Origin of the sequence: Granulosicoccus antarcticus IMCC3135 (genome assembly GCF_002215215.1) — a bacterium.
GTDB classification, from domain to species: Bacteria; Pseudomonadota; Gammaproteobacteria; order Granulosicoccales; family Granulosicoccaceae; genus Granulosicoccus; species Granulosicoccus antarcticus.
The window spans coordinates 2,374,516-2,398,177 of sequence record NZ_CP018632.1; the positions used below are offsets into that span (position 1 = coordinate 2,374,516).

Annotated in this window: 26 protein-coding genes; 15 read left to right on the forward strand and 11 right to left on the reverse strand. The window is 55.2% G+C overall.

Features of this window, described 5'->3' with window-relative positions; genetic code table 11:
* Positions 1-2 precede the first annotated feature (2 nt).
* From IMCC3135_RS10340 to IMCC3135_RS10365, 6 genes are read right to left on the reverse strand one after another with little or no spacing between them, the layout of a single operon-like run.
* Positions 3-809, reverse strand: coding sequence for a symmetrical bis(5'-nucleosyl)-tetraphosphatase (locus IMCC3135_RS10340; protein WP_088917533.1), 807 nt, complete (start codon positions 807-809; stop codon positions 3-5).
* Positions 810-861: 52 nt separating this feature from the next.
* Positions 862-1,245 carry a Co2+/Mg2+ efflux protein ApaG gene (apaG, locus tag IMCC3135_RS10345; protein ID WP_088917534.1) on the reverse strand — a complete coding sequence of 128 codons (384 nt, stop codon included), beginning with the start codon at positions 1,243-1,245 and terminating at the stop codon, positions 862-864.
* 26 nt (positions 1,246-1,271) lie between these two features.
* A complete protein-coding gene (rsmA, locus tag IMCC3135_RS10350; RefSeq protein WP_088917535.1) occupies positions 1,272-2,081 on the reverse strand; it encodes a 16S rRNA (adenine(1518)-N(6)/adenine(1519)-N(6))-dimethyltransferase RsmA in 810 nt (269 codons plus the stop codon).
* The gene (gene pdxA / locus IMCC3135_RS10355) at positions 2,078-3,112 is read right to left on the reverse strand and encodes a 4-hydroxythreonine-4-phosphate dehydrogenase PdxA (RefSeq protein ID WP_088917536.1); all 1,035 of its coding nucleotides are present in this window, start codon (positions 3,110-3,112) and stop codon (positions 2,078-2,080) included. Before pdxA ends, rsmA begins: the two co-directional genes overlap by 4 nt.
* Positions 3,109-4,446 (reverse strand): peptidylprolyl isomerase, encoded by a 1,338-nt coding sequence (locus tag IMCC3135_RS10360; protein ID WP_088917537.1) that lies wholly within the window; start codon positions 4,444-4,446, stop codon positions 3,109-3,111. The genes pdxA and IMCC3135_RS10360 overlap by 4 nt, the downstream gene beginning before the upstream one ends.
* Positions 4,443-6,695, reverse strand: a complete 2,253-nt coding sequence (locus tag IMCC3135_RS10365) for an LPS-assembly protein LptD (protein WP_157735905.1) — start codon at positions 6,693-6,695, stop codon at positions 4,443-4,445. Before IMCC3135_RS10365 ends, IMCC3135_RS10360 begins: the two co-directional genes overlap by 4 nt.
* A 131-nt stretch (positions 6,696-6,826) precedes the next feature.
* On the opposite strand from IMCC3135_RS10365, the gene ung reads away from it, so the two are divergent.
* From ung to IMCC3135_RS10405, 8 genes are all read left to right on the forward strand, one after another.
* Positions 6,827-7,525, forward strand: coding sequence for a uracil-DNA glycosylase (gene ung, locus IMCC3135_RS10370; RefSeq protein ID WP_088917539.1), 699 nt, complete (start codon positions 6,827-6,829; stop codon positions 7,523-7,525).
* A 47-nt stretch (positions 7,526-7,572) separates the two neighbouring features.
* On the forward strand, positions 7,573-8,640 hold the full coding sequence (gene mltB, locus IMCC3135_RS10375) for a lytic murein transglycosylase B (protein WP_157735906.1): 1,068 nt from the start codon (positions 7,573-7,575) through the stop codon (positions 8,638-8,640).
* Positions 8,637-9,548: a septal ring lytic transglycosylase RlpA family protein gene (locus IMCC3135_RS10380; RefSeq protein ID WP_088917541.1), complete on the forward strand. Its 912-nt coding sequence runs from the start codon at positions 8,637-8,639 to the stop codon at positions 9,546-9,548. Before mltB ends, IMCC3135_RS10380 begins: the two co-directional genes overlap by 4 nt.
* A gap of 73 nt (positions 9,549-9,621) precedes the next feature.
* Complete coding sequence (locus IMCC3135_RS10385; RefSeq protein ID WP_088917542.1) at positions 9,622-10,797, forward strand: D-alanyl-D-alanine carboxypeptidase family protein; 1,176 nt, start codon at positions 9,622-9,624, stop codon at positions 10,795-10,797.
* 4 nt (positions 10,798-10,801) lie between these two features.
* Positions 10,802-11,062 carry a YbeD family protein gene (locus IMCC3135_RS10390; RefSeq protein ID WP_088917543.1) on the forward strand — a complete coding sequence of 87 codons (261 nt, stop codon included), beginning with the start codon at positions 10,802-10,804 and terminating at the stop codon, positions 11,060-11,062.
* A complete protein-coding gene (lipB, locus tag IMCC3135_RS10395; RefSeq protein ID WP_088917544.1) occupies positions 11,059-11,667 on the forward strand; it encodes a lipoyl(octanoyl) transferase LipB in 609 nt (202 codons plus the stop codon). The genes IMCC3135_RS10390 and lipB overlap by 4 nt, the downstream gene beginning before the upstream one ends.
* A 45-nt stretch (positions 11,668-11,712) precedes the next feature.
* The gene (lipA, locus tag IMCC3135_RS10400) at positions 11,713-12,675 is read left to right on the forward strand and encodes a lipoyl synthase (RefSeq protein ID WP_088917545.1); all 963 of its coding nucleotides are present in this window, start codon (positions 11,713-11,715) and stop codon (positions 12,673-12,675) included.
* Between the two features lie 79 nt (positions 12,676-12,754).
* Positions 12,755-14,515 (forward strand): response regulator, encoded by a 1,761-nt coding sequence (locus IMCC3135_RS10405; RefSeq protein WP_088917546.1) that lies wholly within the window; start codon positions 12,755-12,757, stop codon positions 14,513-14,515.
* On the opposite strand, the gene IMCC3135_RS10410 is transcribed toward IMCC3135_RS10405, so the two are convergent.
* Genes IMCC3135_RS10410 through IMCC3135_RS10420 form a run of 3 tightly spaced genes read right to left on the reverse strand, consistent with a single transcriptional unit; the run spans position 14,486 to position 16,069 of the window.
* Complete coding sequence (locus tag IMCC3135_RS10410; protein ID WP_088917547.1) at positions 14,486-14,944, reverse strand: DUF1499 domain-containing protein; 459 nt, start codon at positions 14,942-14,944, stop codon at positions 14,486-14,488. The two genes, IMCC3135_RS10405 and IMCC3135_RS10410, sit on opposite strands and share 30 nt — an antisense overlap.
* Before the next feature lie 19 nt (positions 14,945-14,963).
* Positions 14,964-15,632, reverse strand: a complete 669-nt coding sequence (gene pdxH, locus IMCC3135_RS10415) for a pyridoxamine 5'-phosphate oxidase (protein ID WP_088917548.1) — start codon at positions 15,630-15,632, stop codon at positions 14,964-14,966.
* Positions 15,633-15,664: 32 nt separating this feature from the next.
* Positions 15,665-16,069: a DUF423 domain-containing protein gene (locus IMCC3135_RS10420; protein ID WP_236994766.1), complete on the reverse strand. Its 405-nt coding sequence runs from the start codon at positions 16,067-16,069 to the stop codon at positions 15,665-15,667.
* Between the two features lie 72 nt (positions 16,070-16,141).
* Between IMCC3135_RS10420 and IMCC3135_RS10425 the strand changes: the two genes are divergently transcribed.
* Positions 16,142-16,624 carry a YajQ family cyclic di-GMP-binding protein gene (locus IMCC3135_RS10425; RefSeq protein WP_088917550.1) on the forward strand — a complete coding sequence of 161 codons (483 nt, stop codon included), beginning with the start codon at positions 16,142-16,144 and terminating at the stop codon, positions 16,622-16,624.
* Between the two features lie 17 nt (positions 16,625-16,641).
* On the opposite strand, the gene IMCC3135_RS10430 is transcribed toward IMCC3135_RS10425, so the two are convergent.
* Positions 16,642-17,475 carry a class I SAM-dependent methyltransferase gene (locus IMCC3135_RS10430; protein ID WP_088917551.1) on the reverse strand — a complete coding sequence of 278 codons (834 nt, stop codon included), beginning with the start codon at positions 17,473-17,475 and terminating at the stop codon, positions 16,642-16,644.
* 53 nt (positions 17,476-17,528) lie between these two features.
* On the opposite strand from IMCC3135_RS10430, the gene IMCC3135_RS10435 reads away from it, so the two are divergent.
* Positions 17,529-18,113, forward strand: a complete 585-nt coding sequence (locus IMCC3135_RS10435) for a Rieske (2Fe-2S) protein (RefSeq protein ID WP_157735908.1) — start codon at positions 17,529-17,531, stop codon at positions 18,111-18,113.
* A gap of 4 nt (positions 18,114-18,117) precedes the next feature.
* Here the strand turns inward: IMCC3135_RS10435 and IMCC3135_RS10440 are convergent, their stop codons facing one another.
* Positions 18,118-18,354, reverse strand: coding sequence for a SlyX family protein (locus tag IMCC3135_RS10440; protein ID WP_088917553.1), 237 nt, complete (start codon positions 18,352-18,354; stop codon positions 18,118-18,120).
* Between the two features lie 85 nt (positions 18,355-18,439).
* Between IMCC3135_RS10440 and gatC the strand changes: the two genes are divergently transcribed.
* Genes gatC through hslO form a run of 5 tightly spaced genes read left to right on the forward strand, consistent with a single transcriptional unit; the run spans position 18,440 to position 23,531 of the window.
* Positions 18,440-18,727, forward strand: coding sequence for an Asp-tRNA(Asn)/Glu-tRNA(Gln) amidotransferase subunit GatC (gatC, locus tag IMCC3135_RS10445; protein WP_088917554.1), 288 nt, complete (start codon positions 18,440-18,442; stop codon positions 18,725-18,727).
* Positions 18,728-18,741: 14 nt separating this feature from the next.
* Positions 18,742-20,196 carry an Asp-tRNA(Asn)/Glu-tRNA(Gln) amidotransferase subunit GatA gene (gatA, locus tag IMCC3135_RS10450; RefSeq protein ID WP_088917555.1) on the forward strand — a complete coding sequence of 485 codons (1,455 nt, stop codon included), beginning with the start codon at positions 18,742-18,744 and terminating at the stop codon, positions 20,194-20,196.
* A gap of 38 nt (positions 20,197-20,234) precedes the next feature.
* A complete protein-coding gene (gene gatB / locus IMCC3135_RS10455; RefSeq protein WP_088917556.1) occupies positions 20,235-21,671 on the forward strand; it encodes an Asp-tRNA(Asn)/Glu-tRNA(Gln) amidotransferase subunit GatB in 1,437 nt (478 codons plus the stop codon).
* Positions 21,672-22,607, forward strand: coding sequence for a hypothetical protein (locus IMCC3135_RS10460; protein ID WP_088917557.1), 936 nt, complete (start codon positions 21,672-21,674; stop codon positions 22,605-22,607). It abuts the gene before it with no gap.
* A 6-nt stretch (positions 22,608-22,613) separates the two neighbouring features.
* A complete protein-coding gene (gene hslO / locus IMCC3135_RS10465; protein ID WP_088917558.1) occupies positions 22,614-23,531 on the forward strand; it encodes an Hsp33 family molecular chaperone HslO in 918 nt (305 codons plus the stop codon).
* Positions 23,532-23,662 lie beyond the last annotated feature (131 nt).

Sequence of the window (23,662 nt, forward strand, 5' to 3'; positions counted from 1 at the left end):
GCTCAGGCTTGGCCGCTGACCCAATGGCTGGTGGCGGTTTCGATAGCGTAAGCTGCCAGATCACCACCCCAGGCGCAGCCCCGATCGGTAGGAATAACGCCGGGACGGCATAGGCTGGGGTGGCTGGACCAGTGGCCGAAGATGAGCGTGGTGGGCAGCGATTTGCGATCGGGCAGGGCATACCAGGGAAGCAGTGATTCGGGTGCCCGTGCGGGTGCGCCGTTAAAATCCAGCTCCAGGCTGCCATCCGAACGACAATAGCGCATGCGGGTGAACGCATTGATGGCAAATCGTCGGCGTTTTTTGGGAGAGAGTTTCTTGCTCCATTGATCGGGTGTATTGCCGTACATATACGACAGAAAATCTTCCAGCTCCCGGGTCAGTGTCAAGTGCAGCTCGGCGCTGAGTTTTTGTGCGTTCTGCAGTGTCCAGTGAGGATGAATGCCCGCATGCACCAGCGTATGGCCCAGTGCTTTGTCTACATGCATCAATGGGCGTGCAGCCAGCCAATGCAGAAGCTCGTCTCTATCCGGGGCGTCCAGAATTTCCTGCAAGGTGTCCTTGCCCGAATTTTTCCGAATTCCATGGGCTACTGCAAGCAGGTGCAGATCGTGGTTGCCCAGAACACTGATGGCACTATCGCCCAGGGAGCGGACGAAGCGAAGCACATTCAGGGAGTCCGGACCTCGATTGACCAGATCACCGACAAACCACAAGGTATCGGCGTTTGGATCAAACGCCAGATGATCGAGCAAGCGATGTAGCGGTGTCAGGCAACCGTGCAGATCGCCGATGGCATAAGTTGTCATGCGGGTTGTCTGCAGGTTTACCGGGTCGAAGTCCGGATAAGGTCGATAGAGTCTAATGCAATGTGCGAGGCGCTGAGAGCAGGAAGTCTGCGATCGGTGCCTTGAATTCCTCGCCTGTATCGGTCACCAGGCAATAACTGCCTCCCATGGTTCCCATGGAAGTTTCCAGCATTGTGCCGCTGGTGTACTGGAAGCCTTCGCCGGGTTTCAGGTGAGGCTGTTCGCCGACCACACCGTCGCCCTGGACTTCCTGCACCTTGCCATTCGCATCACGAATGACCCAGTGACGAGTCATTAATTTAGCCGGGATTTCGCCTATGTTACGAATAGTAATGGTGTAGGCGAAAACAAAGCGATTGTTATCCGGGTCTGATTCGGATTCCACATACAGGGTATCCACATCTACCTGGATACCATCACTGATGTTGAGGTCCATGGTGTCGGAGTCCTGAGTGAGATTGCCTATTTTAACACCGCTTGCACATCACCCAACTGTTTTGCTATGCGATAAAACGCTTCAAGGTTCAGAGTTTCTGCTCGGGCCTGGGGGTTGATTTGCAGATTTTCCAGTGCCGCCTCATCAAGATAGCCCTTGAAGTTGTTTCGGAGCGTCTTGCGTTTGCTGGCAAAGGCGATACGGGTACAGGCTTGCAATGCTGCCAGAAATGCCTTGTCAGGGGCATCCGTGCGTGGTTTCAGGCGCACCACCGCTGACTGTACCTTGGGTGCCGGGTCAAATGACTCGGGCGGGACCGTAAACAGTGGGGTTACTTCAAAGACGCTTTGCATCAATACGCTGAGTCGTCCAAAAGCGCGAGTGCCGGGATCGGCATGCAGCCGGTCGACGACTTCCTTTTGCAGCATGACGTGTACATCACGAATCTGTTCATGGCAATCAAGCAGTTGTATCAGCAACGGTGTGCCGATGTTGTAGGGCAGGTTGCCGACCACGCGCAATGAGTGCTCTGTCGGCGCGCTACCTGCCAGTTCCGCGGCCAGAGCATTGAAGTCGAACTTCATGACATCGCCGTTATGTATGGTCAGGCCATCAAGGTTGCGGGCTTCCAGTAGCTGGATGAGATCTCTATCGATTTCAACCACGGCCAGGCGATCGAGTCGCTCCAGCAAGGGAAGGGTCAGTGCGCCCAGGCCGGGACCCACTTCCACCACCGGATCGTCTCTTTCCAGACGCATGGCGGCCAGCATGCGTTCAATGATGCTCAAGTCTTGCAGGAAGTTCTGGCCAAAGCGCTTGCGAGCTCTGTGATTCACGAGTTGTTTGTAGCCTGTCGCGATGCCACCAGTTGGGTGGCGAGTGCGATTGCGGCGCCGAGGCTGCCGCTGTTGATGTTGCCGCTACCCGCCTTGTCCAGGGCGGTGCCATGGTCAACGGAGGTGCGGATGATGGGCAAGCCCAGAGTGATATTGATGGCCTTGCCAAAACCTGCGTATTTGAGCACTGGCAAGCCCTGATCATGAAACATGGCCATGACCGCGTCTGCATGTTGCAGATGCTGTGGTGTGAACAAGGTATCGGCAGGCAGTGGTCCTGTCAGATCCATACCGCTGGCACGAAGCTCGGCGAGTACGGGTTCGATGACATCAATTTCCTCACGACCCATATGTCCGCTTTCACCGGCATGGGGGTTGAGTCCGGCGACCAGAATTCGGGGTTGCGCCAGGCCGAACTGTTCAATGAGATCCTTGTGCAGTATCTGCAGGGCACGGCGCAGCACCTGGGCGGTGAGTGCCGCTGGCACAGCCGATAACGGTAAATGTGTCGTGGCCAGAGCGACCCGCAAGGGACCGTCAGCTGTCTGGGCCGTCAGCATCATGACAGGCTCGCTGTGGGTGCGTTCAGCCAGGTATTCAGTGTGCCCGGTGAACGCAATGCCCGCATCGTTGATGATGCCCTTGTGCAAGGGGGCTGTCACCATGGCGCCATACTGGCCGCTCAGGCAACCATCCACGGCAGCATTCAGTGTCGCCAGAACATAGGGGCCATTGCTGGCGTCCAGCTGACCGCATCTGACTTTGTTGTGCACCGGAACATGCTGTACGAAAAGTTCGCCGGGCAGGTCCATGGCTTCACCCGATGGAGCCGCTTGGCAGTGCTGCGGATTGTCAGGTTGAAAATCGTGTATCCGCAGGGGCAGTTTGAGCAGTTCTGCCCGTTCCTGCAGCATTTCACGATCGGCTATGGCGACGATGCGTGATTGGCGCGAGCTCTGCGCCAGCATGACTGTCAGATCAGGCCCGATACCCGCAGGTTCTCCGGGGGTCAGGGCAATGCAAGTACTCAATTGCGAATTTCCACGAAGGACTCATCACGTAACTGCCGTGACCAGCGTTCGATTTCCTGCTCAACCTTGCCTTGACGCAGGGCGTTATTGGCCTGTTCACGCAAGGCATTCTCATCGATTTCTTGCGTACGTCGTTCTACGACCTCCAGCAAGTGCCAGCCAAACTGTGTGCGAAAAGGTTCGCTAAGCTCGTTCAGAGCCAGAGAGTTGGCCATATCTTCCATAGCAGGTGGCAACTGTCCTTCGGAGAACCAGGGTAGTTCGCCGCCTTTCTTGGCACTGTTCGGGTCCTCGCTGAATTTGGCTGCAAGCTCGTCAAACGAGCCGCCTTCAAGTAGCTGTGTGCGCACCTCGCGCAAACGATTCTCAACATCAGAGTCGTCGCCGGCAATGAATATATGGCGTGCCAGAGTCTGTTCCTGCTGTGTCTGGTCGCCACTTTGACGGTCAGACAGTCGTATTACGTGCAGGCCGTTAGCCGAGCGCAAAGGTTCGCTGAGATCGCCAGGGGACATGTCTTTCAGAGCCGTGGATAGAAACTCGGGTAGCTCCTGGAGTGTTCGCCATCCCAGATCGCCACCTTGCAAGGCACGGGCGCCATCCGATAGCGCTGTTGCAACTTCCGCAAAATCGTCGCCGGCGCGCAGGCGTGTCAGAACTTCCTCTGCACGACTTTCGGCATCGGTCATTTGCTCGGCCGTGGCCGATTCTGGGACCGCCAGCAGAATGTGCTGGATACGGTAGCGTTGCTGTTCTTCAGCATCATTCTTGATGGAGTCGACGTAGTCGTCGATTTCCTGTTGGCTCACGCGAATGCGCGATTGCACTTCACGTTCTATCAGGCGCTGCATCAGAAGCTCCTGCTCGATGTTCTGACGGAACAAATCGTAATTGAAACCCTGGTTCTGCAATGTCTGACGAAATTGCAGAGTATCCATATTGTTATTGCGGGCGATCTGCTCGATGGCGCGATTGACACTGGCAGCATCTGTGGAGATACCTGTTTCACGGGCGTGCTGTCGCCGAATTTCCTGATTGATGAGATCTTCGAGCACCCGGTTGGCGAGTACATCATCGGGCGGAACAGTCTGGCGATTACTGCGAGCCTGTTGCTTGAAGAACTCGATAGCCGAGATAACATCGCTATCAAGTACGACCCCTTCGTTGACCACGGCACGAATACCGTCCAGGACGATATCGTCGCTGGCGGTTGCAGGCGTGCCTGGCTGACTCTGAGCCTGCAGAGTTGTGAGCGGTGCTGTGCACAGGCAGGCCAGTAATAGTGCAACTGTGCAGCTGGAGGGTTTTTTCAGAACCATTGATCTGTCAATCATTGAACGTCGTCTCGATAACCCAAAATGGCATTTTCCAACAAGTCGCCATAGTTTTGCCCAAGTGGAGCAAGCCCCTTCAATACCAGCTGGAAATAGATGCTGGTGTCATGTTCTTCACCATCGTCCGCTATATAACGTCTGGCGGCAAAACGTACTGCCCAGCAACAACTGTCATATTCGAGACCCAATAGCGTCTCTATACTTTGATCAGCATCCAGCGAGTAGTTCCATCGACTGGCGAGCTGCCAGTTGTCGCCTATGTCCCAGAGTGCCGAGAGATCAATCTGCTGTGAACTGGCCTCACTATCATCGCTGCCATCGCTGTTTACGACACGATGTGTCAAGTTCAGAATGCGACTGGGTGCGGGGCGGTAGCTGAGTGATAAGGAGCTGCGCACAGTACTTTCGTTGTCAGGATTCCACTGGATGCTGCCTTTGCCGTTCCAGTCTTTGCTCAGACTGGTGGAAACTTCGCCGACAAAATCCGAATAGTAACGCTCATCCACTTCATCAGTCGTCGATAAGGTTACCTGACGATCTTCGAAATAGCGGATTTGTCCAATACTGGCACTGAACCGTTCCTGGCCGCTGGCACCGTCAATCATGCGTGTCGTCAAAGCCATGGACAGCTGATTGGCATCGGCGACTCTATCGGCGCCACTGAAGCGGTTTTCGCGAAACAGCTGGCTGATGTTGAAATCGAAGGCACTGGAATCGAATATCGGAATGGTCGATTGATCCCGATAAGGGACTTTCAGGTAGAACAGTCGAGGTTCCAGTGTCTGCACAGAGCCATGCTCATCCAGCGAACGATCAAAGAACAGGCCGCTGTCGACACTCAGGGAGTCAAGATTACGGCTGCGGCTGGGTTCGAAGCCGGTGTCTTCACCACCCGGACTGGTATTGTTCAGGTTGTAATAGGTGAACTGGTGAGCGACGCTGGGTTTGATGAACCAGGCATCACGCACGATAGGCAGCGACAAACGTGGCCTGATGTCAACTCGTGCACCGGTGACGGCATTATCTTTGTCGAAATAGACAAATTCGCCCTCGATGTCACTGCGAATACCGAATGGCAGTCGTTTTGAACGTGCAGAGGCTTTGAGTTGAGGCAGTCGTCGATGGGGTCTGTCCTCAGCGGAGATGCTGTCGTCAACCGTCTGAAAACTTTGCAAACGAGCCAGCGCCGTCACGCCGCCGCGTTCATAGTTCAGATCTGCTCGTTGCTCCAGATGAGTGATGCTGGCAATCTCTGAGCTGTCACTCAGGTCGTCCAGATAATCCGTGTCCGATACCCGCCTGGCCAGGATGGAGGAGGTGAGATCAGAACTGAAACTGCCTTCATGCGCTAGTTGAGTGAAATACCGCGACTGTCCATCCAGCACACTATCTTTAAGGTACTCGTGGTCCAGTGTCCACAATCCCTGGCGATTCAGGTAGCGCAGTTCGCTTTTCAGCTGTACCCCACGTTTGCTCATGAAACGGGGTGTGAAAGTGGCATCCAGGTCAGGGCGGATGTCCCAGTACCACGGCAGATGCAGTTCCAGCCCTGTGGTATCCCTGCGTGCCAGAATCGGTGCCAGAAAACCGGTCTTGCGTTTGTCGCTGATGGGGAAACTGAAGACTGGCAAGGCCAGCAAGGGCACGCCCTTGAAGACCAATCGCAAGTCTCTGGCAGTGCCGACGCCTTCTTCGGTGTCAAGATCAATACGATCTGCACGAACGAACCAGCTCAGATCACCTGGAGGGCAGGTCGAATAGGTGGCGGCTTCCATGATGAAATGGCCGTCAGCATTGCGTTCCATGGTTTCTGCGGTACCCGTCGCACGCTTGCCATTGAGATCGAGCTCGTATTCACTTTGTCCTGTTCGGAACAAGTCATCGTCCATGTCGATGACTGCATCACTGCTCTCCAGTTGAAAGCCTTCACCGAGAAATTTCAGATCACCGGTGACGGAGACTTTGCCGGTTGTCGGGTTGTAAGAGGCGTTTTCTGCCGCCAGCTCACGTCCCTGATAGCGAACCGTCGTATTACCTTCCAAGGAGACAGTGCCGTCTTGTGAGGTTATTCGATCTGCCTCTGCTTCTATCTGCTCGCCGGGCACCTTTGCAAAGGCCCCCGGTTCATAGACGAACCGGGAAACCGGGCACTGGGCGGCCTGCACGTCTTTGACGATGAAGGTACTGCCGACCAATGATAAGGTCGCGACCGGCAACAGGCCGAGCAAACCGGTATAGATTAGGTGCACGGGCCTGATGTCGAAAGTCCGGAGCGGTGATAGATAGGTCTGATGATAGACGGCTTTGTTGCCCGTCTCAATCACGGCGACGACATACTATACCTCAGCCATTCGCCCGACCAAGCAGGTAGACTCTGTGTATGGCACAACAATCCGCAATTGACCCCAGCTGGCAGACCCGTCTGGACGCTGAATTTGCAGCTCCCTACATGCGTGAGTTGCGAGAATATCTCGCAACCCGTAAAGCGCAGTCGGCAGTGATCTTTCCGCATTCGAGTAACTGGTTCAAGGCGTTCTCGCTGACACCATTCGATCAGGTGAAGGTCGTGATCCTGGGGCAGGACCCTTACCACGGACCCGGGCAGGCACAGGGGCTGAGTTTCTCCGTGCCCGAAGGTGTCCGTGTGCCACCTTCGCTATTGAACATGTACAAGGAAATTGACAGCGACCTGAACGATGGTGAGCCAAAGATGGCTGCTGCGCGCAATGGCTGTCTGATTCCGTGGGCCGAGCAGGGTGTTTTCCTGCTAAACAGCGTTCTGACGGTGGAGAATGGTCAGGCGGCCTCCCATCAGGGGCGTGGTTGGGAAACCTTTACGGATAATGTGATTCGGCAACTCAGTGATGAACGTGACGACCTGGTATTTCTTCTCTGGGGCAGTTATGCACAGAAAAAGGGGCAGGTCATTGATGAAAAACGTCATCATGTATTAACCGCACCACATCCTTCACCGTTATCGGCCCACCGTGGATTCATGGGGTGCCGGCATTTTTCGAAGACCAATCAGTGGTTACAGGAGCATGGACAGGCACCGATTGACTGGTTTGATGTCAGATAGGTAAAGATCACCTGAATTGTCAGGATCTGTGAACTAGAATGTCGATAATGATCAAGCTTTCAATTCTTGCCGTATTGGCAACGGTACTGTTGAGCCCGATGACAAGTGCATCGCTGCTCGCAGATTCCACTCAGACACCGACCGAGGTACCCGATGGGAATCCGCCAGGTAAATTCCTGCAGCGCACGGATGTGCGCGACTTTCTGGATGAGCTGAGTCAGAGCAGCGGTCTTGATCGCAATCGCCTCGCAGGTATCATGTCGCGTGCCACCTACCAGCAGGCAGTGATCGATGCGATTTCCCGACCGGCAGAACGTACACTGACCTGGGCCCAGTATCGCCCCATCTTTCTGAAACAGAAACGAATCGACCAAGGTCAGGAGTTCATGAGCGAGCACGCCGAGTTGCTCGAACGTGCCAGGCAGACCTACGGGGTGCCGCCCGCCATCATTACGGCCATTATTGGTGTGGAGACCTTCTACGGACGCATCACAGGCAAATACGATGTACTGGATTCCCTGAGCACTCTGGGGTTTGACTACCCACCCAGAGCCGAGTTCTTCCGCAAGGAGCTGGGAGAATTCCTGATACTGGCCGAGAACGAGGGTTGGGATGTTCATCAGCGTCAGGGCAGCTACGCGGGGGCCATGGGAGTGCCGCAATTCATTTCCTCAAGCTATCAGCAGTACGCAGTGGATTTTGACAACGATGGCAAACGAGATCTGTTCAATTCGATTGCGGATGTGATTGGCTCGGTTGCCAACTACTTTTCGATACACGGCTGGGTCGAAGGTGCGCCGGTTGCAGATCGCTGGGAATTTGATGGCGCCATTCCTGATGCGGTAAGTACCCTGGTGCAAAGTTCACTCTCACCTGCGGTGACGGCTCAGGGCGTTTCGGCATTGGGTTTCAGATCTGACAAGCTGCAAGCCGGTACGGCTGACGAACGTCTGCTGTCAGTCATGGTGCTCGATGGTGCCGACGGTGAAGAGGCCTGGGTGGGCTATCAGAATTTTTATGTGATAACACGTTACAACCACAGTCGTCTGTATGCCATGGCTGTCTTGCAACTGGCACAGAATATCGACTCGACCCTGGCTCAATCTGACCCATGAAAATGTTGACCTTACGTGTCGGTGTCTGTCTCTTGGCAGCAGGCCTGACGAGTAGTTGCTCTGCGGTAGGCGCTCAGCCAGCCTGGAAGCTGGCCGTTGCCGGCGATGGCCCCGGCGACCCCGCCAGTCTGAGCATGCGTAAGGTGATCGTGGAGAACCTGCCCAAATCACGCTACGGCAACGCGACTCAATACAAGGTCTTCGGCAAGGACTACCAAGTGCTGGACAGTGCCGAGGGCTTCAAGGAGAGGGGCGTGGCGTCCTGGTATGGCAAGAAGTTTCATGGTCGGCCCACCTCCAGTGGTGAACCTTATGACATGCACTTGTTGACAGCGGCCCACAAGCATCTGCCGTTGCCCACTTTTGTACGTGTAACACGTGTCGATACAGGGCAATCGATCGTGGTCAAGGTTAATGATCGTGGTCCGTTCGTGGAAGATCGAATCATTGATTTGTCATATGCAGCCGCGGTCGAGCTGGATATGCTGGAGCAGGGCAAGACGGAAGTTTTCATAGAAGCCCTCAGCACTCACGAGCCTGAGATTCAGGCAGAGGCAGAGGTTGCACCGCCAAAGGTTGTTGTGGTTCAGGCCGAAGTCGCAAGTCCGGCCGAGGCGTTATCCGAGCCGCTGCCCGAACCACTATTGAACGCTGAATCAGAAGATGCGTCCGAGTGGACCTACCTCCAGGTGGGGGCTTTTGCCAATGCTGGCAACGCGGAGACGATGCTCGACAATTTGCAGAACTTTCTGGCTGAAGTGCCGGCAGAGATCAGTCATGATGCGGCTCTCAATTTGTTCCGCGTGCGTATCGGCCCCCTGTCCAGTGAGCAGTCGATGAAAGATGCACAGAGTTCTCTGACGCAGGCTGGAATCCAGAGTTACAAGGTAATTTCGGCCAACCCCTGATTAACTCTAACCACTAATCCCTTAAACTGTTGTGCAGATTTTACGGTTTGCGCCTATCCAGCCAGGTTTTACTATGAAGTTCCCTCGAGTCATATCCACCCGCCTTCTTCTCTGTTTGGGTTTTAGTGTCGCCCTGTTGATGGTTTTGCTGACAACGGTGAACCCTGCCGTGGCAGCCGCGCCGTTGCCGGCACCGCCGCAGCTGGCGGCTAAAAGCTATCTACTGTTCGATTATGCCAGCGGCAGGGTTCTGGCCTCCAAAGAGCCGGACATGCGCATCGAGCCTGCCAGCCTGACCAAGCTCATGACCGCCTACGTTGTCTCAGAAGAGCTCAAGCGGGGTAGTGTGACGCTGGATGAGCCGGTCATTGTCTCAGCCGCGGCCCAGGCCATGCCGGGTTCACGCATGTTCATTGAAGCCGGCACCCTGGTACCACTGGGTGATTTGCTGCGCGGGCTGATAATCCAGTCTGGCAATGACGCCAGTGTTGCACTGGCTGAGCATATTGCTGCCAGCGAAGCCGGTTTTGTCGACATGATGAACCGCACCGCGGAAGGGCTGGGCATGAGTGCAACGCATTTTGCCAATGCCTCGGGCCTGCCTGATCCGGAGCACTACACAACCGCCAGCGATCTTGCCTTGATAGCCAGTGCCATCATTCGCGAGCATCCAGAAACCTACGAACTGTATTCTGAGCGCGAATTTACCTACAACGAAATAACCCAGAAGAATCGCAATACGCTGTTATGGCGTGACGATTCTGTCGATGGCATGAAGACTGGTCATACAGAGGCTGCAGGCTATTGCCTGGTGGCATCAGCAGTTCGTGATGATATGCGACTGATCACAGTGGTTCTGGGTACCAGCAGTGACAAGGCACGTGTTACCGAGAGCCAGCGCCTGCTCAATTATGGCTATCGTTTCTTCAAGACCCGCAAAGTCTATTCGGCAGGTGAACAGCTGACTCAGGCGCGCATCTGGATGGGAACTCAAGAGACTATCGGCTTGGGAGTGGCTGAAGATCTGTATCTGACTTTGCCACGTGACGCCTTCGACAATCTGGAAACCCGGCTCGAAGTTACCGAGTACCTGCGGGCGCCGATGCGTATCGGTCAGGACGTAGGGCGCAGCGTGTTGATGGTTAATGAAGACATCGTTAGCGAAGTTCCATTGCTGGCCTTGCAAAAAGTGGAAGAGGGCGGCATCTTCTTGCGCATGAAACATTCCATCCAGCGCTATTTCCAGTAAGGGCATGACAACAGAAACTCTTATAGAATTTCCGGCTGAGATTGCGGTCAAGGCCATGGGCCTAAACGCAGACGACTTCGAAACACTGATTGCCACAACGGTCATGCCCCTGATCGAACCTGAGCCAGTACGTTTCGATACGCTATTGAGCAAGGAAGGCAAGTATCTGTCCGTTCGTGTGCATTTTACTGCCCGTGATCATGAGCACCTGCTAAGTATTTATGCGGCGCTGAAGTCTGAGGAACGGGTGTTGTATACGCTGTGATAACGCGCTATCTAGGTCTTGCGGATTATCACGCTACATGGAAGGCCATGCGCGAGTTCACCGATCAGCGATCAGCGGATGATGCTGATGAGTTGTGGGTCTGTGAGCATCCGGCTGTCTATACCCTGGGTCAGGCGGGAAAGCGCGAGCATATCCTCAACTCGGCAGACATTCCCATCGTGCAGAGCGATCGTGGTGGTCAGGTTACGTATCACGGGCCGGGTCAGGTCGTTATCTATACCCTGATCAATCTGCGGCGATCGAATCTGGGCGTGCGCGATATGGTTATCCGGCTGGAAAACAGCGTTATCGAATTGTTGGCAGAGCACAACATCGAAGCGGCCGGGCGTCGTGATGCGCCAGGCGTCTATGTCAAAGAGGCCAAAATTGCTGCATTAGGGCTTCGCGTCCGGCGCGGCTGCACGTATCACGGCCTGGCCATGAACATTGATGCCGATCTGACCCCTTTTTCCGGTATCGACCCTTGTGGTTATCGTGGCCTGGAAGTCACGTCTACCAGCCTGCAGGGTGTTACTGTAGCCAAAGATAAAATCATCGAACAACTCGTGTCCCACGTTCGTGGTCAATTGGCCGGTACGCCATGAAGCCCATTAACGGTAACCCGGCATTGAACTGGTAGAATTCCACTTATGGACCATACAGCCCCCTCTCGATTCGACCCCGAAGGTCACCAGCGTGGCGCTGCCAAGCTGGCGCGCATCCCCGTCAAGGTAGCTCCCACCACCGAGCTTGTTCGCAAGCCTGAGTGGATCCGAACCCGGGTTTCAACCAACCCCCGGGTACAGGAAATCAAACAGATGATGCGGGAGTTGAATCTCTCCTCTGTCTGTGAAGAGGCCAGCTGCCCCAATCTGGGGGAGTGCTTTAGTCATGGCACGGCAACCTTCATGATCATGGGCGATATCTGCACACGCCGCTGCCCGTTCTGCGACGTGGCACACGGTAAGCCTAATCCGCTGGATGCCGATGAGCCAGCCAACCTGGGGAAGGCGGTAGCGCAGCTGGGTCTGAGTTACATCGTGATCACATCGGTTGATCGGGATGACTTGCGAGACGGTGGTGCCAGTCATTTTGACGCTTGCATCAAGGCCGTACGAGCCGCCAGTCCTGGTATTCAGATTGAAGTGTTGGTACCTGACTACCGAGGCCGTATGGAAAAGGCATTGGATGGCATGTCCAGCAATCCGCCAGATGTGTTCAATCATAATCTGGAAACAGTGCCAAGGCTGTATCGACAGTGCCGACCGGGTTCCGACTACGAGTGGTCGCTGGATCTGCTGGAAAATCACAAGAAGCGTTTTGCTCATGTGCCGACCAAATCGGGCCTGATGCTGGGTCTGGGAGAAACCATCGAAGAGGTGCAGCAAGTCATGCAAGACTTGCGAGATCATAATGTCGACATGCTGACACTGGGTCAATACCTGCAACCCAGCAAGTCGCATTTGCCAGTATCACGTTTTGTCCATCCCACCGAGTTTGATGAGCTGGCTCGTGTTGGTAATGAAATGGGTTTCTCGCACGTTGCTAGTGGTCCCATGGTGCGCTCGTCCTATCATGCCGATCGGCAGGCTGCGAACGTCGTCGCAAAATAGTTGGTGCACGTTACGTAAACCTTACCTTACGCTCGATGCAGGCCGATATCTGTTCAAATTCAATGAATAGATCGTGCACATGGAGCCGCAAGGTGAAGTCAGAGAGGTAAATGCGGCGCTCCAGCGGGCTCTGTTTGATGACGCGCTATCATCCTGGTTGCTGGCGCTGATCATCTTTTTCAGTACAGTGGCATTTTTCTATGATCGCGTGGCAGATGATGCCTTGCTGTACTGGTCGATCGCTGCTGTTGCGGTGTTCGGTTTGCGGCTGGCGTTGATTTTCTGGGCACGCGCTCATCACGATCGGCCCTTACCCGTGCTGCTGTTTACCGCCTTGATGGCCTTGACGGGCATGTGGTGGGGCTCCATTGCCTTGTTGTGGAGTCCCCAGCTCGAATTGGCTGATCAATTCATCATTGCCGTGTTGCCAGTCATCGCAGCGCTGGGTGCCGTCGTCTCCCTGGGTCATTGGCCGGTCTGCTATCAGGTCTTCATTGCTGGCGTCCTTGCAGGCCTGGTGCTGTGCTTGAAGGACATCATCGACGAGAGTTTTTTCCGTGTTCTGGTGCCCGTGGCCTTGATCAGTGCAGGCTGCCTGTATCTGGCTTATCGCTTCCATCAGCAGAAACGTGAGACCTTGCTTTTGCGCCTGCGCAACCAGCGAGCCTTGCTGGGCAAGGATGAATTTCTGACCCGCATGAGTCACGAGTTACGTACGCCCATGAACGGTGTGCTGGGCATGGTGAGAATGCTGGGCAAGACCTCGTTGAGTCGCGAGCAGCAAAGCCTGGTGGAGACCCTCAACGTGTCCGGTGAGGAAATGCTCGAGTTGGTGAGTGATCTGCTGGATGCTGCCAGTCTTGCCAGTCAGGATATCAAGCTGGTTATCGATGGTGGTGACCTGGGCAATATCACGCAGGAAGTGGTTGATGTGTCGCACAGTAAACTGCGAGGCAAGCCCGTTGCTCTGACACTGGATATCGACCCAGGCTTTCCACCCTTCGTTTTGGTGGATTCGCAGCGCTGGCGACAAATATGTCAAAAGCTTCTCAGTAATGCGGTGAAGTTCACCGAGCAGGGCGAAATTACCATTCAGCTGATAGCAGAAGGCGACATGCTGGAGCTGAGTATCTGCGATACGGGTTGCGGCATCCCGGCATCCGATCTGAAAGCGGTCAGACAGCTATTTCACCAGGTGCCGGGTAATTCCAAACGGCCTGCGGGTGGTAGTGGTATTGGACTGACCATCGTCCAGGGGCTGGTTGATCTGATGGATGGCAGTTTGCAGATTGACAGTGAGCCCGGGCACGGGACGGTTGTTGCCGTGCGTGTGCCCCTGAATCCTGTGGATATGCTCAGCCCACCCGTAACCCGAATGTCCAGGGATGCTGCTACCCTGGCTGATTCTGAGTTCGCCAGACAAATAGCCGATGTACAGCCTGTGCTGCCAGTGCGCACCTTGGTGGCGGAGGATAATCCGATAAATCAGCTGGTTATAGAGGCTGCGCTGGAGGATCTGGGTTGTGATATCACGGTTGTCGAAAATGGTCTAGAAGCTTTGCTTGCACTGCAGGCGTCAAGTTACGACATCATCTTCATGGATTGTCAGATGCCAGAGCTGGATGGTTATGAGGCTACACGACAGGCTCGCGAGAACGGTTGCACGATTCCCATCATTGCCGTTACTGCCAATGCGATGGCAGGGGACCGTGAGCGTTGTCTGGAGGCGGGTATGGATGACTATGTCATCAAGCCCATCGCCGAGGGGGCCTTGCAGCAGATGCTCGACAAATGGTTGAGCAAGCCGAATTCAAAGCCGATTGATGCTATCGCGGCGTAGGGCTTCCACGCGTTTCGCATTGGCTCCCAGATCGCTCTTGCCGAGGCGTGAGGCGCTGCGAACCAGCACCCGTGGTTGTGAGCCTGTCTGAGCGTCACCATCAGTGTCGAGCAGGAACTCCACATCGTCCACGAACCCCATGACACGTGTGGAATAGGTGGCGTGCAGATAGTCTGAACCCTGTGTGATGATTTTTACGCCGGGTTGCCCGCTGACGATATCCGCCAGAGTGCTGATGGCAAGCGATGGATCCGCTGAGATGGTGAATTGATCACGATGACAATTGGGAGTGTCCGGGCAATCGGCCAGGCTTACCCGACCCTCAAGCTCCACAATTCCACCAGCGACACTGTGGCCCAGCCTTGGGGCCACAAGCCGCACACCAATGGCCAGCAGAGCCAACAGGATCAGAATGACAAGTAGTTTCATGAAGGCTCTGATGATTTAACTAAGGTGAGATACGTTGAATGGACCAGTTCTGATGGTCATCGCCTGCCTGGTAGATAAATCGATCATGCAATCGATCCGCACGGCCTTGCCAGAATTCCAGGCGCTGCGGCCGAATGCGATAACCACCCCAGGCATCGGGTCTTGGAACATTGCCGTTCGGATGCTGCTGGTGTAATTCGGCGACCCGGTGTTCAAGCACCTCGCGGTTGGCAATCGGTGAGGATTGAATCGAGGCGGCGGCACTGAAGCGGCTGCCCTCAGGGCGTGACTGGAAATAGATTTCAGCGTCTGCAGGATCAAGTTTCTCGACTGTGCCTTCTATGCGAACCTGACGTTCCAGAGCGCTCCAGTAGAACAGCAGTGAAGCCTTCGGATTGGCGGCCAGTTGGCGGGCTTTGTCACTTTCCTGGAAGGTATACCAACTGAATCCTTCGGTATCAAAATGCTTGAGCAGAACAACCCGTGAATGCGGCTGTCCCTGAGCATCTGCGGTGCTCAGCATCATGGCTGTGGCATCCTTCAGCTTCGCGTCACGAGCATCTTGCAGCCACTGGGTAAATTGTGTGAAGGGATCACTTGCCAGCTCTTTTCGTCGCAATGTATTGGCCGTGTAATCACGGCGCTCTTCGATCAGAAGGCCAGGGTCTTTAGTGAATTCTGTGCTCATGTGCGTCTCAGTATTTACGCGGGTTTCAGGGTTCAGCCACCCACAGGGGTGGGGCGCAACCGGCTGGCAGCTACCGCCAGAGTGCACCAGGCAATGATCAGCAACAAGCCTCCAATCGGTGTAATCATGCCTAGACGGGTAATACCGGTGAAGGCCATCGCATACAGACTACCCGAGAATACAAATGTGCCGCTTGTAAAGCAGATGCCAGCAATTTGCAACCAACGGCTACCCGGGCCCTGGCCGGTATGCAGTGATAACAGCCCGCAAGCCAGCAAAGCCAGGGCATGGCCGGCATGATACGTCACAGCCGTGCCATACCAGCCTTGGGCCTTGTCGGATAGCAAGCCTTGCAAGGCATGGGCGCCAAATGCTCCTGACATGACACCCAGCGCGCCAAGCACAGCGCCAATAACCAGCATCCATCTACCTGTCACGGGCTTATTTGTTGGGGTGAAGGCTGCTAACATGAGTGAATCATTCTGAACGAGTCCCTACGGAGCACACGCATGCCCACATTCGATGTTGTATCTGAAGTTGATCAACATGAACTCAGCAATGCCGTTGATCATACTCAGCGAGAGATTGGCACTCGCTTTGATTTCAAGGGTACATCAGCCAAGGCCGAGTTGGCTGATGGAAACATCATGTTACACGCCGATAGTGATTTCCAGATTCAGCAGATTCATCCAGTGCTGTATCAGAAATTGACGGCGCGCAAAATTGATATCGCCTGTCTGGAAGCTGGCAAGGTGGAAAACAGCGGCAAAGGTGTCAAGCAGCTGGTCAAGGTCAAGCAAGGTATCGACAAGGACGTTGCCAAAAAAGCCATGGTCAAGATCAAGGAATCCAAGCTCAAGGTACAGGCGCAGGTGCAGGGCGAGCAGTTACGGGTTACCGGCAAGAAACGTGATGATCTGCAGGCTGCCATGGCGTTGCTGAAAGCGGCAGAGCTGGGCGTACCATTGCAATACCAGAACTTCCGCGACTAAGCGACCGACCCGACCTCTTATCGACAATGGTAGACGTCATACCGGGTATTGGGTGATTCCATCTCGGTTCGCTGGCCTTGCCAGGTGCCCGTGTCTCCCAGAAGCTCTGCTCCCCGTGGACGTTTGACAACCACGCGATCAACCGGGCACTGCAAGGCTGCGTGCAGGAGTCTGGCGCCAGCTTCAGCCTCGGCCGGACCCAGCAGGGCATGCAGAAATTGCATGCCCTTGCGTGAGCCGGCTTTTTTGCGGCTGCGCTCCGGGTACATCGGATCCAGATAGATCACCTGTCCGGTAGCGGTGGGGAGCAATTGTTCCGCTGTGCCCGCAAGCAAGGTGATACGCGATGCAATCTCACAGGTGTCAGGATGTTCGATGGCTCTTGCCAGAGCATTGGCCAGTAAGGCATGCACGATCGGATGGCGCTCGATCATGGTGATCGGCATGCCCAGCGATGCAAGTGCCCAGCTATCCTGTCCCAGTCCGCCGGTGGCATCAATGATGGAGGGCAGGGTTCCGAATTTCTTGCGATAGCCGGGTGCTCCCAGAGCCCTGGCCAGTGGCTGAATACCCTTGCCGGCCTCTTTGGCGCGATGACGGGCTTTGCCCGAACTGAAATCGATGGATAGTTTCACCCCATCGGGTCTGACAAGCTCCAGAGTGTCAATCTGCTCTGCATCGGCAGGCTCTGCTGAGCGACGCTGTACCAAGGCCCAGCTTTGGCTGGGCAGGCAATCCTGCACAGCGATGCCCAATGCATCAAAAATATTGGCCACCGGCATGCCCGAGCTGGCCGGATCACAGGCTGACTCACGAAAACCGATAAGTATCGGAGGCGTCCATTCATTCATCGGTGCCGTACACTCTGTATTCCACCCATCTGCCTGCTAAGGCACTGCCATCCATGTCCGTTAAACCCACCTCTGTTGAAGACCAGCAACGGCGTCTGAAATTGCGCGTCGCTGTCAAATTGATGTTGTCCCTGGGCGTACTGGGTGTGCTGTATGTCTTTATCGCCGGACTTCGCTCGGGTGGCGGGGATGTGGACGATGTGCCTAGTCTGCGCGTCAGTACGGCCGATTTGCTGCCTGGCCAGCATCGCCTGCTGTCCTGGGAAGGGCGGCCTGTCATGCTCTACCGACGGCAAGACAGCGATTATGCCAATCTGCGAACACCTGACGAGCGACTGAGCGATCCGCAATCGGCAAAATCGATACAGCCTCAGACCATGGCTACGCCATTCAGATCGGCGACGCCCGATGTGTTTGTCGCCATAGCGCTGGGTACCGATCAAGGTTGCTCGATCAGTTTCCTGCCACCGGATGACAGCCTTTTTCAGAGGCTGCCGTGGACGGGGGGCTTTGTCGATAGCTGCCGCAAATCCCGATACGATGTCGCCGGCCGCGTCTATGAGACGCAGTACGCAGACAAGAATCTGGTGGTGCCACCGTACACCTTCAACGATGAGGTGCTTATTCTGGGGCGTTGACAATTTAATAGTGCGGCGGCAGTTCATCAGTGGTCGATGGTGTGTCTGCTGAGTCAGTAGAGCCGTGCATACGATTCATCAGTTCGTTTTGCTGAAGCTGCAGGCGTTCGATGTCACGGTATTGCCGCAAGATGACTTCATGCAGCTCCTGTACGGTGTTTTCAACGTCCATGAGCTTCAGTTCAAGCGTCTCGATTCTGGCATCAACGGCAGGATCGGTGGGGTATGTGGATTCACTCATGTGTGCTTGCTTGCGGGTTATCAGGGTCTGAAGGCCTACAGTATGATAGATTGCGGCGCTTGAAACCAAGACTGGACTGACGCTTGTGTCCCTGACGACAGACGATATCAAACAGATTGCCCATCTGGCACGTTTAGGAATAGACGAAGAGGCGCTAACACCGCTGGCCGCCGATCTGTCCACGATGCTGGAACTGGTAGAGCAGCTACAGGCCGTGGATACCGACGGGGTAGAGCCCATGGCGCATCCTGCCAATGCCACTTTGCTGCTGCGCGATGATGTGGTTACTGAAACAGATCAGCGAGAACAGTTGCAGGCACCGGCTCCCGCAACCCAGGATGGTTACTTCCTGGTGCCTCGCGTAATTGAATGACAGGTGCTGACCACATGCATGACAAGACTTTGGCCGAACAGGCCCGACTGCTCGCTAGCGGCGATATCACCAGTATGGATCTGGTTGATCATTACCTGCAGCGCATCGAGCAATACAACGGCCAGCTCAACGCTTATCTGGCGGTTGATGCCGAAAGTGCGCGCCGCGGAGCCGAAGCTGCCGATCAGGCTCGGCAAAGCGGTGAGGCAGGCCCCCTGACCGGGGTGCCGATTGCTCACAAGGATATATTCTGCACCACCACCATGCCGACTACCTGTGGTTCGCGCATGCTGGAAAATTTTGTCTCCCCCTACAATGCAACGGTGGTGGACAAGCTGAAGGCTGCAGGCGTGGTGACACTGGGCAAGGCCAACATGGATGAATTTGCCATGGGATCCTCCAATGAAAACAGCTACTACGGTCCGGTTGCCAATCCCTGGCAGGATGATCGCGTGCCGGGCGGCTCTTCGGGCGGCAGTGCTGCCATTGTTGCCGCTCGACTGGCCTCAGCAGCCACAGGCACTGACACAGGGGGCTCCATCCGGCAGCCAGCGGCCTACTGCGGTATTACCGGCATCAAGCCTACCTACGGTCGCGTGTCTCGCTACGGCATGATCGCCTTCGCCTCGAGTCTTGATCAGGCGGGCCCCATGGCACAGACAGCAGAAGACTGCGCGTTGTTGCTGCAAGCCATGGCTGGGCATGATGTGCGCGATTCAACCTGCTCGCAAGATGCTGTACCGGATTTCAGTGCCGATCTGAACAAGGATCTGAAAGGTCTGCGTATCGGCATCCCTGAAGAGTATTTCGCAGCAGGGCTCGATAGCGAAGTGGGTGATCGGGTCAATGCCGCTTTAGCTGAACTGGAAGGGGCTGGCGCTATTCTCAAGCGTATCTCCCTGCCTAATCAGAAGCTGTGCATCCCTTCCTACTACGTGATCGCCCCGGCCGAGGCCTCCAGTAACCTGTCCCGTTTTGATGGCGTACGGTTCGGTCATCGCTGCGAGAACCCTCAGGATATCGATGATCTGTATACCCGCTCACGCGGTGAAGGTTTTGGTGCCGAGGTCAAGCGTCGGATACTGATGGGGGCTTATGCCTTGTCAGCTGGTTACTACGATGCGTACTACAAGAAAGCGCAGCAGGTTCGACAGCTGGTCAGTGATGATTTCACCCGCGCCTTTGCCGAAGTGGACGTTATCGCCGGCCCGACCACGCCGACACCCGCTTTCGCACGTGGCTCAAAAAGCGATAACCCGGTTGCCATGTATCTGAACGATCTGTTCACGGTGTCGGCAAATCTGTCCGGTCTGCCAGCTATTTCCGCGCCATGCGGTTTTGTTGAGGGTCTGCCGGTCGGACTGCAACTCTGTGCACCTGCGAATCAGGAAGCCCGTTTACTCAACGTGGCACATCGCTATCAGGGTATGAGTGACTGGCACAGTCAATCACCTTCCTCCTTTGCCTGAACGACCACTGGCTAACGAATGACACAGGTTTGTAGACCATGACATGGGAAACCGTAATCGGGCTGGAGATTCACGCACAGCTCGCCACACGTTCGAAGATATTTTCGGCCGCATCCACCGCCTTCGGCGCTGAGCCCAATACACAGGCGAGCGCGGTTGATCTGGGCCTGCCGGGTGTCTTGCCGGTCGTCAATCGCGAAGTGGTGCGCATGGCCGTGCGCTTTGCACTGGCCACGGGCGCCAGCATTACCAAACGCTCCGTGTTTGCACGCAAGAACTACTTCTATCCTGATCTGCCCAAGGGCTACCAGATTTCACAAATGGCCTTTCCCATCGTCGGCGAGGGCAGCATTTCAGTCACCTTGCCTGATGGCGAGGTCAAAGTGGTGGGTCTGACGCGGGCGCATCTGGAAGAGGATGCAGGCAAGTCGGTACACGATCTGTTTGAAGGCAATACGGCTATCGATCTGAACCGGGCAGGCACGCCATTGCTTGAGATCGTCTCCGAGCCTGATATGAGATCGGCAACCGAAGCGGTGGCCTATGCGCGTTTCATGCATTCTCTGGTGCGCTATATCGAAATCTGCGACGGCAATATGCAGGAAGGCTCTTTCCGCTGCGATGCCAATGTGTCGATTCGCCAGAAAGGCTCTGAGACTCTGGGTACGCGTACCGAAATCAAGAACCTCAACTCATTCCGTTTTCTGGAACGTGCCATCGATTTCGAGGTTGAGCGCCAGATCGATATCCTTGAAAGTGGCGGCAAGATCACTCAGGAGACGCGATTGTACGATGCTGATCGTGATGAGACGCGCTCCATGCGTAGCAAGGAGGAGGCGAATGACTACCGCTATTTTCCTGACCCTGATCTACCACCTCTGGTTATCGATGATGCCTTCATTGAAAGTGTGCGCAGCACCATGCCCGAACTGCCGACAGCCCGTCGGGCTCGCTTTGTCGAAACACTGGATATACCGGCCATCGACGCTCAGGCATTGTGCGCCGATCGTCAGACAGCCGATTACTTCGAAGCGGTTTTCGCAGGCCAGAGCTTTGCGCCACGACTGGCTGCAAACTGGGTGTTGGGCGAATTGTATGGCCGCATGAACAAGGAAGACGTTGTCCTGGCTGATGTGCCCGTCAGTGCTGCTGGTCTTGGAACCTTGATTGCCCGGGTCGATGACGGCACTCTTTCCGGCAAGCTGGGCAAACAAGTATTTGATGCCATGTGGAGTGGTGAGCAGGATGTCGATGCCATCATCGAAGCTCGCGGACTGAAGCAGATTTCTGATACGGGTGCGATCGAAGCCATGATTGATGAGGTCATGGCTGCCAATCCGTCGCAGCTGGAAGAATACCGTGCAGGCAAGGAAAAACTGTTGTCCTTCTTTGTAGGCGCGGTTATGAAAGCCTCTCGTGGCAAGGCTAATCCGGCTCAGCTGAACCAGATGTTGCGCGAAAAGTTAAAGCCCTGATTGAGTCAGTTTTTCGCTTTTCTGGGACGTCATGCGCGCTGGGTTCTGCCGGGTGGATTGCTTGCAGGTTTACTGCTGCCATGGGCGGCAGAACCCCTGCGACAAGGTATTCCCGGCTTCATCGCCTTACTGCTTTTTCTGGCGGTACTGAGAATTCTGCCTGATGCGGCAGCTGCTGCAAGCCTTCGCAGTCGTGTCGCCTGGATAGGAACCCTGCTGCGTGTTTTGCTAGCGCAGCTGGCTCTGCCTATCGTGGTTTTTTTCATTTTATCCCTCAGTGGCGTACCGCGACTCTGGGTGCTGGCTGCCACCCTGGTTGCTGCAGCACCACCGATCTCGGGTAGTCCTAATCTGGTGTTGCTACTTCGTGGCGATGCTGCGCTTGCAATGCGCTGGTTGATGCTCGGTACCGTTGTTCTGCCCTTGTCCAGTCTGCCGGTGCTCTACCTCTTGCATCCCGGGCAATCAGCCACCACGATGCTCGCTCCAGCATTGGTTCTGCTGGTCATGATTGGCAGTTCCGTATTGCTGGCATCGGTGATTATCCGACAAGTAAGGCGGGGCAGAATTCACCTGAATCACGAAGTACTGGATGGCATCAGTGCGCTGACACTGGCGTTGATGGTGATCGGTCTGATGTCGGCTTTGCATGCGCCAGCCAATGATTGGCTGGATATTGCGCAAATGCTGTTGTTGGCAGTTGCCATCAATGTCGGTTTCCAATGTCTGGGTGTGGCCGGTGCCAGCGCCATGAGACAGACCGCGGCCAGAAAGATCGGCACGGGTGTGGTTTATGGCAATCGCAATATCGCCTTGTTTCTGGCGGCTTTGCCTGCTGCTCAGATGGAACCGCTGTTGTTGTTCATTGCCTGTTATCAGGTGCCGATGTACCTGACCCCGTTGATTGGCGATCTGTTTTATCGTCGCCTGGAGTAAAGCCCGATGAGAAATCAAGATACCCAACAAAAATTCATGGTCGACACCTGCGATGTGCGTGGTCATATCGTGCAGATGGACGACACCTGGCGCAATGCCATTGCACGGGTAGATTACCCGGCACCGATTCGTCAGGTTTTGGGGGAGGCTTTTGCGGCGGCAGCATTGCTGGCCAGTACCATCAAGTTCGATGGCAAGCTGACCTTGCAGGTGCGTGGCGAAGGCCCCGTGTATCTGTTGGTTGTGCAAGTGACCGATGATGGCAGTCTGCGAGGATTGGCACGCTGGCACGAAGATCAAGAGCTTGCTGATGCCTCACTCGAGACCTTGTTCGGCTCCAACGCCCGCATGATTGTGACCATCGAAGCCAAGCGCAATGCCGAGTCCTATCAAGGTATCGTGCCGCTGGAATCCGATAATCTGGCCGGTGCGCTGCAAGCCTATTTTCGTACCAGTGAACAATTGCCTACTCGCCTGTTCCTGGCGGTGAATGAAAGCAGTGCGGTTGGCGTGCTGATACAAAAACTGCCTACCGATGAACGTCAGGCACACGACAGCGATGGCTGGCAGCGGGCAGCGGTATTGTGCGAGACCCTGACCGATGAAGAGCTGTGCACAGAAGGCAGTGAAGTCTTGTTACACCGCATTTTTCACGAAGAGCAGGTACGTGTGTTTGAACCGGAGCCTGTGCGATTTCACTGCAGTTGCTCGCGCGAACGCACCGATGGCATGCTGGCAGGACTGGGAAAAACAGAGGTACACAGCATTTTGGAAGAGCAGGGCAAGGTGGAAATAATCTGTGAATTTTGCGACGCCGTCTACAACTATGACAAAGTTGATGTGGCCGCTTTATTCAAGGGTGTTGCCACCGAAGTTATTGCACCGCTGGCAGATGATGACGGATCAGAAGTCACTCGCCATTAATGTGATGTAACTGACAACGCGTATAAATAACGTGCCTGACGGGTAATGTTACCCGTCGTTGTTTACATTTGACGTCAATTTCTGAATATACGGCTGGTTATAATAGGTTTCATCGGCAATAGCCATCCAGA

Coding starts and splice junctions, on each gene's coding strand:
- IMCC3135_RS10440 (WP_088917553.1), bottom strand. CDS start 18,354: ATGAGTGAATCCACATACCCCACCGATCCTGCCGTTGATGCCAGAATC.
- lipA (WP_088917545.1), top strand. CDS start 11,713: ATGGACCATACAGCCCCCTCTCGATTCGACCCCGAAGGTCACCAGCGT.
- gatA (WP_088917555.1), top strand. CDS start 18,742: ATGCATGACAAGACTTTGGCCGAACAGGCCCGACTGCTCGCTAGCGGC.
- IMCC3135_RS10380 (WP_088917541.1), top strand. CDS start 8,637: ATGAAAATGTTGACCTTACGTGTCGGTGTCTGTCTCTTGGCAGCAGGC.
- IMCC3135_RS10430 (WP_088917551.1), bottom strand. CDS start 17,475: ATGAATGAATGGACGCCTCCGATACTTATCGGTTTTCGTGAGTCAGCC.
- pdxH (WP_088917548.1), bottom strand. CDS start 15,632: ATGAGCACAGAATTCACTAAAGACCCTGGCCTTCTGATCGAAGAGCGC.
- IMCC3135_RS10425 (WP_088917550.1), top strand. CDS start 16,142: ATGCCCACATTCGATGTTGTATCTGAAGTTGATCAACATGAACTCAGC.
- IMCC3135_RS10360 (WP_088917537.1), bottom strand. CDS start 4,446: ATGATTGACAGATCAATGGTTCTGAAAAAACCCTCCAGCTGCACAGTT.
- mltB (WP_157735906.1), top strand. CDS start 7,573: ATGATCAAGCTTTCAATTCTTGCCGTATTGGCAACGGTACTGTTGAGC.
- IMCC3135_RS10385 (WP_088917542.1), top strand. CDS start 9,622: ATGAAGTTCCCTCGAGTCATATCCACCCGCCTTCTTCTCTGTTTGGGT.
- ung (WP_088917539.1), top strand. CDS start 6,827: ATGGCACAACAATCCGCAATTGACCCCAGCTGGCAGACCCGTCTGGAC.
- IMCC3135_RS10435 (WP_157735908.1), top strand. CDS start 17,529: ATGTCCGTTAAACCCACCTCTGTTGAAGACCAGCAACGGCGTCTGAAA.
- hslO (WP_088917558.1), top strand. CDS start 22,614: ATGAGAAATCAAGATACCCAACAAAAATTCATGGTCGACACCTGCGAT.
- IMCC3135_RS10340 (WP_088917533.1), bottom strand. CDS start 809: ATGACAACTTATGCCATCGGCGATCTGCACGGTTGCCTGACACCGCTA.
- IMCC3135_RS10390 (WP_088917543.1), top strand. CDS start 10,802: ATGACAACAGAAACTCTTATAGAATTTCCGGCTGAGATTGCGGTCAAG.
- IMCC3135_RS10410 (WP_088917547.1), bottom strand. CDS start 14,944: ATGAAACTACTTGTCATTCTGATCCTGTTGGCTCTGCTGGCCATTGGT.
- IMCC3135_RS10405 (WP_088917546.1), top strand. CDS start 12,755: ATGGAGCCGCAAGGTGAAGTCAGAGAGGTAAATGCGGCGCTCCAGCGG.
- gatB (WP_088917556.1), top strand. CDS start 20,235: ATGACATGGGAAACCGTAATCGGGCTGGAGATTCACGCACAGCTCGCC.
- apaG (WP_088917534.1), bottom strand. CDS start 1,245: ATGGACCTCAACATCAGTGATGGTATCCAGGTAGATGTGGATACCCTG.